This window comes from Pseudomonas sp. SJZ131, assembly GCF_007828705.1.
GTDB classification, from domain to species: domain Bacteria; phylum Pseudomonadota; class Gammaproteobacteria; order Pseudomonadales; family Pseudomonadaceae; genus Aquipseudomonas; species Aquipseudomonas prosekii.
In genome coordinates this window covers 89,621-103,213 of record NZ_VIVC01000001.1, presented here as the reverse complement: position 1 = coordinate 103,213, position 13,593 = coordinate 89,621, and the positions used below count along the sequence as shown (strand labels likewise).

Sequence of the window (13,593 nt, the reverse complement as noted above, 5' to 3'; positions counted from 1 at the left end):
GACAGCTGAATATCCTTGGCTTTGAGTGTCGCGAGTAATTCGATCACGCTCACAGGACGATCTCCATTCGTTCGGTTACAGCGGCGTAGCCCGCCAGCGTCGGGTGTTCGAACAACGTGCGCACGTCGGCTTCAAGACCTTCCTGGCGCAAACGGCCCATCAGGCTCACGGCCAGTAACGAGTGGCCGCCCAGTTCGAAGAAATTGTCGTCGCGCCCGACCTGTTCGACGTGCAACAACTCGGCCCAGAGCCGCGCCAGCAGTGTTTCGGTATCGCCAATCGGCGCCCGGTATTCGCGGACCTGCATTGCGCTCAGGCCTGGGGCCGGCAAGGCTTTGCGGTCGAGTTTGCCGTTGGGGCTCAGCGGCAAGGCGTCGAGGTGGACGAACAGTGCCGGCACCATGTAATCCGGCAGGTGTTGCAGCAAATCGCCGCGCAGCGCTTCGATGTCCTGCGCGATGCCGGTGTACCAGGCGACCAGGCGTTTATCGCCGGGCACGTCTTCGCGAGCGAGGACCACGGCTTCCTGCACGCCGCTGCACTGAGTCAGCCGCGCCTGGATTTCCCCGAGTTCGATGCGCAAACCACGGATTTTCACTTGGTCATCGTTGCGTCCCAGGTACTCGATGTTGCCGTCGGCGCGATACCGCGCAACGTCGCCGGTGCCGTACATGCGCGCGTTTGGATCGTCGCTGAACGGGTCCTGGAGAAAGCGTTCGGCGTTGAGTTGCGCGCGGTTCAGGTAACCCCGGGCGACTTGCACGCCGCCGATGTACAACTCGCCGATCACCCCCAGCGGCACCGGTTGCCGGTGCGCGTCGAGCAAATAAATGCGCGTGTTGGCAATCGGTTTGCCAATCGGCGTGTTGTCCGGCACTTGCGTTGAAGGCCCGGCGCAATGCCACGCGGTGACGTCAACCGCAGCTTCGGTCGGGCCATAGAGATTGTGCAACTGAGTGGCGGGTAATTGCGCGTGGAAACGCCGCACCACACTGCCCGGCAACGCTTCGCCGCTGCACATCACGTTTTTCACCCCGTGGCAGGCAGCGACGTCGCCGTGGGCGAGGAACACGTCAAGCATCGACGGCACAAAGTGCAACGTGGTGATCTGCTCGGCGGCAATCACTTCGCAGAGGTAGGCCGGGTCCTTGTGCCCTTCCGGGCGCGCCATCACCAGGCGCGCGCCGGTCATCAGCGGCCAGAAGAATTCCCACACCGACACGTCGAAACTGAACGGGGTTTTCTGCAGCACTGCGTCGCTCGGCGTCAGGTTGTAAGCGTCCTGCATCCACAGCAAACGGTTGACCACCGCGCGGTGTTCGTTGATCACGCCTTTGGGTTGACCGGTCGAGCCCGAGGTGTAAATCACGTACACCGTGTGTCGCGGCGTCAGCGCCGCAACCTGCGGATTGGCGATTGGCTGCGCTTGCCACAGCGACTGATCAACCTCGAGATCGATCACCGGCACTGCAACGGCACCGAGCAAACCACGCGTGGCACTTTGCACCAGCACCGCGACCGGCGCGCAGTCTTCAAGCATGTAGGCCAGACGCTCCAGCGGATAGCTCGGGTCGAGCGGCACATAACCGCCGCCAGCCTTGAGAATGGCCAGCAGGCCGACGACCATGTCGAGCCCGCGCTCGACGCAGATCGCCACCCGCGAATCCGGCCCGACACCTAGTTCGCGCAAATGATGGGCCAGTTGGTTGGCGCGCTCATTCAGCTGGCGATAGCTCAGGCGTTGCGGGCCGGCGAGCACCGCCAGCGCCTGCGGCGTGCGTTGCGCCTGGTCTTCGAACAAGCCATGAACGGTTTGCTCCAGCGGGTAATCGGCTTCAGTGGCATTCAGTTCAAACAGCAGGTGTTCACGCTCGCGCGCAGTAAGGACCGGCAAGCGATTGAGCGCGCGTTGCGGCGCCTGCTCCAGCGCATCGACCAGACCTTGCAGCGCCGTGTGCAGGTAATCGCAGATGCGCTGGGCGCCGACCTCGGCCAGGGTCATCGCGCTGAGCATGAAGCCTTCGCCAAAGTCATCGACATTCAGCGTCAGCGGGTAGTTGGTGCGTTCTTCGCTGGTCAGCGTTTGAATGCCGGGCCACTGGTTTTGCGCGGACTGCTGCGGTTCGCTGTGGCGATAATTGAGCATCGCGCTGAACAGCGGCAATGGCGCCGCCACCGCGCTGCAACGTTGCGCGAGTGCCAGCGACGCATGTTCGTGGCCAAGCAACGCGCTGAGCCGCGCATGGGTCGCTTTGAGCGCATCGTGCACGGCGTTGTCACCGAGATCCACGCGCAACGGCAAGGTATTGATGAACAGACCCAAGGCACGGTCGGCACCCTCGCCGCCCTGCATGCGGCCCATCAACACCGTGCCGAAAACCACCGAGTCCTTGCCCGAAGTGGCGCCCAGCACCTGCGCCCAAGCGAGATGAAACAGGCTGGCGGCGCTGACCCCAAGCAGCCGCGTTTGCACGCGCAGACGCTGGCTCAACTCTACCGGCAATGCTTGTCGCGCCTGCTCGATGTCGGCGGCATGCCCTTGCACATTGTGCAAACCGAACGGCAGCGTCGGCTCGTCGATGTCGCCGAGCATGTCGCGGAAAAAGCCTTCGTGTTCCTCCTCGCTGACGCCGCGCCGCGCCTGGGCCACGTAATTGCGATAAGGCATCGCCGCGCCGGGCAGTTGCCCGCCACCGAACAACAAGGCGTGAATTTCGCCACGCACCACGTCCAGCGCGGTGTGGTCGAGGGCGATGTGGTGGAACAACAGCGTCGCGGCGACCCGTTGTCGCGACGAATCGCGCGTGTAGAACAGGCGAATCAGCGGTGCCTGGGTCAGGTCGAGGCGCTCGGGCAGTTGCTCGACCGGGGCCTCCAGCAACAGCAATTGCGCCTGACGCCAGACCACTTGCAGTGGCTGGCTCAACCCTTGCCAAACCACCGCCGTGCGCAGGATGTCGTGACGGTCGATGACTTTTTGCAACGCCTGGGCGAACGCTTGCAGGCGCTCGAGGCTGTCGAACGCCAGCGCCGATTGCAGCAGGTACGGGTCGCTCTGCTCGGAAGTGATGTGGTGATAAAGAATGCCTTCCTGCAACGGCGCGAGCGGGTAAATGTCCTGCACGTTGGCGGCGCCACCGGGCACGTTGGCGAGCACTTGGTCGATGGTGGCTTGATCGAGCTCGACCAGCGGCAACAGGTCTGGGGTAATGTGCTGGCAACCCGCGGTTATCCGATTGGCCGGGACCACGATTTCGCGGCCACTGCCAATCGCAGCGGCCAGCGCCGCCAATGTCGGTTGGCTGAACAGCACACGCACGTCGGCGCCCAAACCTTGCTGGCGCATGCGTTCGATCAGGCTGACGGCGAGCAACGAATGGCCACCGAGTTCGAAGAAATTGTCTTGCCGGCCGACGCGTTCAACCTTGAGCACGTCGGCCCAGATTTGCGCCAACGCCTCTTCGACCGGGCCTTGCGGCGCCTCGTACTCGCGATTCAACAGCGCTGTTTGGTCCGGCTCGGGCAAGGCCTTGCGGTCGAGTTTGCCGTTGGCGGTCAGCGGCAGCTGGGCGAGGCGCACATACGCTGAAGGCACCATGTAATCCGGCAATTGCCCCTGCAAATAACTGCGCAAATCCTCGATCAGCAGCGGCGTGTGCTCGACGAACCAGACGCCCAGGCGCTCGTCGCGCACCAGCGCCACAGCCTCTTTGATCCCGGCGTGACTGGACAACGCCGCTTCAATCTCGCCCAGTTCGATGCGCATGCCACGAATTTTTACCTGATCGTCGTTGCGACCGAGGTATTCAATCCGCCCGTCCGCCAGCCACCGCGCCAGATCGCCGGTGCGGTACATCCGCGAATGCTCGACAAAAGGATCCTCAAGGAAGCGCTCGGCGGTCAGCTCAGGACGATTCAGATAACCCCGCGCAACTCCAGAACCCGCCACGTACAGCTCGCCGGCCACGCCAATTGGTACTGGTCGTTGCTGTGCATCGAGCAAATAAACCCGCGCATTGGCGATGGGCTGGCCGATATGCAGCGGCTCGCCAACATTGACCCGTCCCGAGCTCGCGACTACCGAAGCCTCAGTCGGACCGTAGTTATTGATCACTTCAAAGGTTTGCTGGCGGGTGAACTGACGCAAACGGTCGCCGCCGATCAGCAACGTGCGCAAGGTCGGGTGTTCGAGGTGTTGACTGAAGGCATATTCGGCCACCGGCGTCGGCAGGAAACTCACGTCCAGCGGCTGCGCTTGCCACCAATTCAACAGCTCATCGATGTTCTCGTTGCCGACATCCGCCGGCGGCAAATGCAAGGTTGCGCCGCTGCAAAGCGCTGGCCAAACCTCCCACGCCATCGCATCAAAACCAAAACCGGCGACGCTGGAGGTCTGGCTGTCCTGGCCCAGATCAAACGCTGCGCAGTGCCAGTGCACGAGGTTTTCCACGGTGTGATGCTCGACCATCACGCCTTTCGGCAACCCGGTCGAACCCGAGGTGTAGATCACATACGCGAGGTGCGCCGGGCTCAAACCGGCGATCAGCGGATCGGCGATTGAATGTTGTTGCCAGGTCGCCCCGTCGAGGTCGATCAGCGGGATGTCACCGAGCAAAGCGCGGGTTGTACTGTGCGCCAACACCGCGACAGGCGCGCTGTCCTGCAACAGATAAGCGATGCGTTCGGGCGGGTACGCCGGATCAATCGGCACGTAACCGCCGCCCGCCTTGAGAATCGCCAACAGCCCCACAAGCATGTCCGGCCCGCGCCGCACGCAGAGCGCCACGCGGTCATCCGGTTTGACCCCGTGCTGGACCAGATGATGGGCCAACTGGTTGGCGCGGCGGTTGAGTTGCTGATAGTTCAGCTCCTGCGAGCCCTGAACCACCGCCAGCGCATACGGGCGCAACTGCGCTTGGGCTTCAAACAAACCGTGCAAGGTCTGCGGGCTCGGATAATGCGTGTCGGTAATGTTGAAGGTTTGCAGCACTTGCACGCGTTCGTGCGCCGGCAGGATCGACAACTCGTTGAGCGCCCGTTGCGGGGTCTGTTCCAGCGCGTGGATCAGTTGTTCAAGCGCGGTGTAAACGTATTCGGCCACTCGCCCGGCGCCGACCGAGGCCAGCGTTTGCACGCCCAGTCGAAAGCCTTCACCGGCATCGTTGACGTTGAGCACCAACGGGTAATTGCTGCGCCCGCGCACATTGAACACCTCGATGCCGGGCCAACCGACAAAGCGCTGGCCACCGTCGTCCGCCGCGCTCAGCCGATAGTTGAGCAGTGCGCTGAACAATGGCAATGACGCAGGCACGCAGCTGCAACGCTGGGCCAGCGACAGCGAGGCATGTTCGTGACCGAGCAATTGCGAGAGTCGCGCGTGGGTGGCACGGACCGCCGATTGCACGCCGACCGCATCGACGCTGATGCGCAACGGCAGGGTATTGATGAACATTCCGAGCGCGCGGTCGGCGCCCTCGCCGCCCTGCATGCGACCGAGCAGCACGGTGCCGAACACCACGTCTTCGCGCCCGGTAACCTGCCCCAACACCTGCGCCCACGCCAGGTGCAGCACGCTGGCGGCGCTGACCCCGATTTGCCGCGCCTGTTCGCGCAAACGCTGGCTCAAGGCATCGTCCAGGGTCAATTGCGCGTCTTCGATATCGCTGCCGTCACCGCTGACGTCGTGCAAACCGAACGGCAGCGTCGGTTCATCAATGTCGCCAAGCATCTCGCTGAAAAACCCTTCGTGCTCGTCCTGACTGACGCCCAACCGCGCCTGCGCCACATAGTTGCGATACGGCACGGCGGCGCCCGGTTGCGCGCTCGGGTCAAGCAGAAACGCCTGAATTTCCTGCCCGACCACGTCCATCGCCATGTGGTCCAGCACCAGATGATGGAACAGCAGCGTCGCTTCTATGGGTTGTTGCGACGCCGGGTCCCGCGTGTAAATCATCCGAATCAGCGGCGCCTGGCTGATGTCGAGGCGTCCGGGCAACTGAGCGACCGGCGCTTGTGTAACCGGGGCTTCTGTAACCGGCAAGCGCGCCTCGCGCCAGACCACTTGCAGCGGCTGCTGCAACCCTTGCCACACCACGCCGGTACGCAAAATGTCGTGGCGGTCGATGACTTTTTGCAGCGCGTTGGTGAACGCTTGCAGGCGTTCGAAGCTGTCGAACGCCAGTTGCGTTTGCAGCAGATACGGATCGCCGTGAGTCGCGCTGAGGTGGTGATAAAGAATGCCTTCCTGCAACGGCGCGAGCGGGTAAATGTCCTGCACGTTGGCCGCACCGCCGGGCACGCTGGCGACTACCTGGTCGATTGCGTCCTGATCCAGATCTACCAGCGGCAACAGGTCTGGGGTGATGCGCAGGCAACCCTCGGTTATCGGATTGGCCGGGACCGCAATTTCGCGACCACTGCCAATCGCAGCGGCCAGCGCAGCCAATGTCGGTTGGCTAAAGAGCACGCGCACGTCGGCGCTCAAGCCTTGCTGGCGCATGCGTTCGATCAGGCTGACGGCAAGCAGCGAATGGCCGCCGAGTTCAAAGAAATTGTCTTGCCGGCCGACACGTTCAACCTTGAGCACGTCGGCCCAGATTTGCGCCAGCGCCGCTTCGACCCTGCCTTGCGGCGCCTCGTATTCGCGGTTCAGCAGCGCGGTTTGGTCGGGCTCCGGCAAAGCCTTGCGATCAAGTTTGCCGTTGGCGGTCAGCGGCAAATGGTCGAGGCGCACATAGGCGGACGGCACCATGTACTCCGGCAACTGATTTTGCAGATGTTCGCGCAGGTCCTCGATCAGCAGCGGCGTGTGTTCGACGAACCACACGATCAGGCGTTCGTCGCGCACCAGCGCCACGGTTTCCTTGATCCCGGCGTGGGTTGCCAGCGCGGTTTCGATCTCGCCCAACTCGATGCGCATGCCGCGGATTTTCACCTGGTCGTCATTGCGACCGAGGTATTCGAGGCTGCCGTCGGCCAACCACCGCGCGAGGTCGCCGGTGCGGTACATCCGCGAATGATGCACAAACGGATCGCGGAGAAAACGTTCGGCGGTCATTTGCGCACGATTCAGATACCCGCGCGCCACCCCGGCGCCCGCCACGTACAACTCGCCAGCCACGCCAATCGGCACCGGACGTTGTTGTTGATCAAGCAAGTAAACCCGCGCATTGGCAATGGGCTGGCCGATGTGCAACGGCTCGCCGACGTTCACCCGTCCCGACGTCGCGACGACCGAGGCTTCGGTCGGACCGTAGTTGTTGATCACCTCAAAGGTCTGCGCTTTGGCGAACTGGCGCAAACGGTCGCCGCCAATCAGCAGCGTGCGCAACGTTGGATGCTCGAGGTTTTGGCTGAAGGCGTATTCGGCCACCGGCGTCGGCAGAAAACTTACGTCCAGTGGCTGCGCCTGCCACCAAATCAGCAGTTCATCGATGTTCTCGTTGCCGACATCCGCCGGCGGCAAATGCAGGGTCGCGCCGCTGCACAGCGCTGGCCAGACTTCCCACGCCATCGCATCAAAACCAAACCCGGCGACGCTTGAGGTCTGGCTGTCCTGGCCCAGATAAAACGCCTCGCAATGCCAGTGCACGAGGTTTTCCACGGTGCGGTGTTCGACCATCACGCCTTTGGGTAAACCGGTCGAGCCGGAGGTGTAAATCACGTAAGCGAGGTGCGCCGGGGACAGCCGCGCAAGCTGCGGATTGCTGATTGGTTGTTGTTGCCATGTGGACGAATCCAGATCTATCGCGGCGACATCACCGAGCAAACCGCGCGTGGCACTCTGCGCCAGCACGGCGACGGGCGCGCTGTCCTGCAACAGGTAAGCGATGCGTTCGGCCGGGTACGCCGGGTCAATCGGCACGTAACCGGCGCCAGACTTGAGAATTGCCAGCAGGCCGACGAGCATCTCTGGCCCGCGCCGCACGCAAAGCGCCACGCGGTCGTCGGGCTGCACGCCGTGTTGCAGCAAGTGATGCGCCAACTGATTCGCGCGCTGGTTGAGTTGCTGATAATTGAGCCGCTGCGAACCCTGAATCACCGCCAGCGCATACGGGCGCAATTGCGCCTGCGCCTCGAACATCCCGTGCAAGGTTTGCGCGCTCGGGTAGTCGGCGTCGGTGTGGTTGAAGGTGCGCAGGACTTGTTCACGCTCGTGCGCCGGCAAAATCGACAAGCCATTAAGCGCGGCGCCCGGCGCCTGTTCCAGTGCATTGACCAGTTGCTGCAAGGCGCCATACATATAGTCGCCGACCCGCTGCGCGCCGACCTCGGCGTGGGTTTGCACCACCAGGCGAAAGCCCTCGCCGAGGTCGTCGACGCTGAGCACCAACGGATAATTGCTGCGCTCCTGCGATTGCAGAATCTCGATACCTTCCCAGCCCAGCGGACTGGCGGCAGCGTCGTCCGCGTCATTTTGGCCCGCCGCACTGTGGCGATAGTTGAGCAAGCTGTTGAACAACGGCAACGAGGCCGGCACGCCGCTGCAACGCTGCGCCAGCGACAACGAAGCGTGTTCGTGGCCGAGCAATTGCGAGAGCCGCGCATGGGTCGCGCGCACACCGGCCTGCACGCCGCTGGCGCCGACATTCACGCGCAACGGCAAGGTATTGATGAACATGCCCAACGCGCGGTCGGCGCCCTCACCGCCCTGCATCCGCCCGAGTAAAACCGTGCCGAACACTACGTCTTCTCGACCCGTGACCTGGCCCAACACCTGCGCCCACGCCAAGTGCACGATGCTCGCCGCGCTCACGCCCAACGTGCGCGCCTGCTCGCGCAACCGCCGGCTCAGCGTGGCGTCGAGGTTTTGCTGCGCTTGCTCGATGCCGCTGCCGTCGCCATTGACATCCGGCAAGGCAAACGCCAGGGTAGGCTCATCGATATCGCCGAGCATTTCGCTGAAAAATGCTTCGTGCTCAGCCTCGCTCACGCCCAACCGTGCCTGCGCCACATAGTTGCGATACGGCACCGCAGCGGTTGGCGGCAGCGCCTGGCCGCAGAGGCTGGCGCTGAGTTCCTGCACCAGGACGTCGAGCGCGGTGTGGTCGAGCACCAGGTGATGCAGCAACAGAATGCCGATCCAGCGAGAGTGATCCGGGTCATGCGTATAGGCGAAGCGCATCAGCGAGGCTTTGCTGAAATCGAGGCGATAGTGCCGCGGGTCGAAGCGTGCCTGCATCTGTTGCAGCACGTCACCGTCCTGCGGGTCGGCATCGACGCGTTCCAGCGCCAGCGGCGCCTGCCGCCAGACCACTTGCACCGCTTCGTCGAGCCCTTGCCAATGCACGCTGGTGCGCAAAATATCGTGGCGCTGGATCGCTGCTTGCAGCGCACGTACAAAAGCTTTGATCTGCTTCAGGCCGTCAAACGCAAACTGCACCTGCAACACGTAAGGGTCGCCCTCGGTCGCGGCCAAATGGTGATAAAGAATCCCGGCCTGCAACGGCGCGAGCGCATAAATATCCTGCACATTGGCCACGCCGCCCGGCACGCTGTCGACGATCTGGTCGATGGCCGCTTGGTCGAGCGTCGCCAGTGGCAACAACTCCGGGGTGATGCGCGGGCAATCAGCGGCAATGCGATTGGTCGGCACGCGCACCTGCTGCTGGCCGCCGACCGCTGCCGCCAGTGCGGCGAGGGTCGGTTGGCCAAACAGCACGCGCACGTCGGCGGCCAATTCCAACTGCCGCATGCGTTCGATCAGCTTCACCGCCAACAGCGAATGGCCGCCGAGTTCGAAAAAGTTATCGTGCCGCCCGACCTGTTCGAGGTTGAGCAAGTCGCGCCAGATCGCGGCAATCGCACGCTCGACCTCGCCCTCCGGGGCCTGATAATCGCGACGGGCAACGGCCTCGGCGTCCGGCGCCGGCAAGGCTTTGCGGTCGAGTTTGCCGTGGGTGGTCAAGGGGAAATGATCGAGCAGGACAAACGCGCTCGGCACCATGTATTCGGCCAATGAGCGCAGCAAGTGATCGCGCAATTCGGCGGCGCTCGGCTCGGCGTTTGCAGCGGCATTTGGCTCGGCAATCAGATAAGCGACCAGACGCAAATCACCCGGTGTGTCTTCGCGGGCGACCACCAGCGCTTCGCGCACGCCGTGATGCGTGAGCAATCGCGCTTCGATCTCGCCAAGTTCAATGCGAAAACCACGGATCTTCACTTGATCATCGTTACGCCCCAAGTAGTGCAGGCTGCCATCGCCGCTCCAGCGCGCGAGGTCGCCGGTCTTGTACAGCCGCGCATCGGCGCGGCCGCTGAACGGGTCGGCGATGAAGCGTTCGGCGCTCAGTTCGGCGCGGTTCAGGTAACCGCGCGCGACCCCGGCGCCGCCGACGTACAACTCGCCAATCACCCCGGCCGGCACCGGCTCGCGGCGGGCGTCGAGCACGTACAGTTGCAGGTCGGGAATGCGTCGGCCAATCGGGCTGACGCCGGTCAATTGGCTGTCCGCCGCTTCCAGTGGGTGGTACGTCACGTGCACCGTGGTTTCGGTGATGCCGTACATGTTGACCAGTTGCGTGCCGGCGTTGGCGACCCGGCCATACCACGGTTTGAGGATGCCGGGATCGAGCGCTTCGCCGCCGAAAATAACCTGGCGCAGCGAGTGTTTCTGTTGGCTGTTGCCCTGAGCGACGATCAATTGGCGAAAGGCGCTCGGCGTCTGGTTGAGGATGCTCACGCCGGCCTCGCAGAGCAACGCGTAGCACTCGTCCGGCGAGCGGCTGACCAGTTGCGGCACCACCAGCAATTGCCCGCCGTGCGCCAGCGCGCCCCAGATTTCCCAGACCGAAAAGTCGAACGCAAAGGAATGGAACAGCGCCCAGACGTCTTGCCGATTGAAGTCGAACCAGTCACGCGTCGCCGAAAACAGCCGCGCGACTTGCCGATGCTCGACCATCACGCCTTTGGGTAAACCGGTCGAGCCGGAGGTGTAAATCACATAGGCGAGATTGGCGGCAGTCAGCGCAGGGACGTGCGGATTAGTGGTGGTCTGGTCGCGCAATTCGCGACTTTGCAGATCGATGACCGGCACCGTCAGTTGGCCAACCAGCGCCAGCGTGGCTGGCTGCACCAGCACCGCGACCGGCGCGCTGTCGCTCAGGGTGTAGGCAATTCGCTCGAGCGGATAGGCCGGGTCAATCGGTACATAAGCGGCGCCGGACTTGAGGATGCCGAGCAGGCCGATGAGCATGTCCAGACCGCGCTCGACGCAAATCGCCACGCGATCATCCGGGCGCACGCCGAGGCTCAACAATTGATGCGCAACCTGATTGGCGCGCTGATTGAGCGCGCCGTACGTCAGGTTCCAGTGCTCATACATCACCGCGATCGCGTCCGGGCGCACGGCGGCTTGGGTTTCGACCTGATGATGAATCAGCGAAGCATCGGCGTACTCGCCTTGGGGTGCATTCAGGGTGTGCAGCAGATGATGACGTTCGCTGGCCGGCAGAATATTCAGGGTTTGCACGGCGATCTCGGGTGTTGCTTCGAGCGCCTGAACCAGACTTTCCAGCGCGGTTTGCAGGTAACGTGCGACCCGCGTGGCGCCAATCGAGCAGGCGACCATCACCGTCACCGAGAAGTCGTCGCCGAGATCGTCGACGTTGACCGTCAGCGGATAGTTGGTGCGTTCCTCGGAGGCCAGCACCTGAATGCCCGGGGCAATGTCGATGACGTCCGCGACATCGACCGCGTCGGTGTGCCGGTAGTTGAGAATCGCACTGAACAGCGGCGTCGGTGCGGTCACGCCACTGCAACGTTGCGCCAGCGCCAGCGATGCGTGCTCATGGCCGAGCAATGCGGTCAGGCGCAGGTGCGTGGTTTTCACTGCGGCGCGGACACTTTGCGCGTCGATGTCGACGCGTAACGGCAAGGTGTTGATGAAGATCCCCAGTGCCTGATCCGAGCCGGCGCCGGCGTCCATTCGCCCGAGCAGCACGGTGCCGAACACCACCGACTCAGCAGCCGACACCTTGCTCAGCATCAAGGCCTGCGCGAGGTGCATCAGGCTCGCGGCGCTGACCCCAAGGTGTCGCGCCTGCGCGCGCAAGCGCAGGCTCAACGCGCTGTCCACAGCTACCCGCGACTGTTCGATGTTGCGGCCATCGCCCTGCACATCCTGCAATCCGAAGGGCAATGTCGGCTCGTCGATATCGCCAAGCATGTCGCGGAAGAACGCTTCATGTTGCTGCTCGCTACTGCCGCTCAACGCCTGCGCCAGGTGATTGCGAAACGGCACCGGTTGGCCCAACAGCTCGGTTTGATCAAGCAACCTGGCGCGCAACTCGCGACGCACCACATCGAGCGCGGTGTGGTCCATCACCGTGTGATGGAACAGCAGCATCGCCACCAGGCGTTTTTGACTGGGATCCTTGGCAAATACCAGCCGCAACAGCGGTGCCTGACGCAGATCGAGCCGATAGTGGCGCGGGTCAAAACGGCTTTGCAATTGGCTGAGGCTGTCGCCCTGGGCTGCCGCCAGTCGGACCTCTTCGCAGACCAGTTGCGCGTGGCGCCAGACCACTTGCAACGGCTGGTCGAGGCGTTCCCAGACCAGCGCGGTGCGCAGAATGTCGTGGCGGTCGATCACCCATTGCAGCGCTTCGGCGAAGGCGTTGAAACGCTCGCGGCTGTCGAAGGCGAATTGCGCCTGCAACACGTAAGGGTCGCCCTGTTGCGCCGACAAATGATGGTAGAGCATGCCTTCCTGCAGCGGCGCCAGCGGGTAAATATCCTGCACATTGGCCGCGCCGCCGGGCACGCCGGCGACGATGCGGTCAATGCTCGGCTGGTCGAGTTGCACCAGCGGCAGCATGTCCGGGGTGATGCGAAACGCCGGGCTTAACCAGTCGCCACCGTTGCGCGCGACCAGTTCGAGCAATTGCGTCTTGTGCCGCAGCAGGTTGTCCCACAGCGCGTCGTCCAGCGCTTCATCGTCACCCAGAATGACCAGATCATCCTCTTCGCGCTGAAGACGAATCGCGTAGGTGGAAATAACGGCCATCAATTCGCTGAACTGCATGGGTAACCTGCTCCTTGGTTCAAAAAACGAGTAACGGCAAGACCCGGTTCCAGCGACGCATCCACGCCCGCGCGACAACCTGAAAGTCTGTTTGGCCGTCATGCTCAAAAAGTAAAAAGACACTGCTCCATCAGGCCTGAAAAACTAAAACATCCGCGCGAAGGCGTCTGACACGGGAAGCCGGGACAAGCCGCATGCCCACCAACGCAAGACCCCCACTGATCTGCGTTTGGAAGATCGGGGCGCGGCGTATGACCAACGCAAAACCTGTGGGAGCAGAGCTTGCTCGCGATGGCGTCTATCCATTCAACAATGATGTTGACTGGGCGGATGCTTTCGCGGGCAAGCCTCGCTCCCACAGGGGTTTTGCGGCGTTACGCCGATCGGGTAAACGCTCGATAACCCTGTAGGAGCAGAGCTTGCTCGCGAAGGCGTCTATCCAGTCGATATTGATGTTGACTGACCCACCGCTTTCGCGGGCAAGCCTCGCTCCTACAGGGGTTTTGCGGCGTTACGCCAATCGGGTAAACGCTCGATAACCCTGTGGGAGCAGAGCTTGCTCGCGATGG

The 13,593-nt window shown here is 63.0% G+C and carries 1 protein-coding gene; it reads right to left on the bottom strand.

All coding sequences use genetic code 11. The annotated features are described in order from the left end of the window. Positions 1-49 precede the first annotated feature (49 nt). Positions 50-13,024 (bottom strand): non-ribosomal peptide synthetase, encoded by a 12,975-nt coding sequence (locus FBY12_RS00230; RefSeq protein WP_145249957.1) that lies wholly within the window; start codon positions 13,022-13,024, stop codon positions 50-52. Positions 13,025-13,593: the final 569 nt, after the last annotated feature.

Coding starts and splice junctions, on each gene's coding strand:
- FBY12_RS00230 (WP_145249957.1), bottom strand. CDS start 13,024: ATGCAGTTCAGCGAATTGATGGCCGTTATTTCCACCTACGCGATTCGT.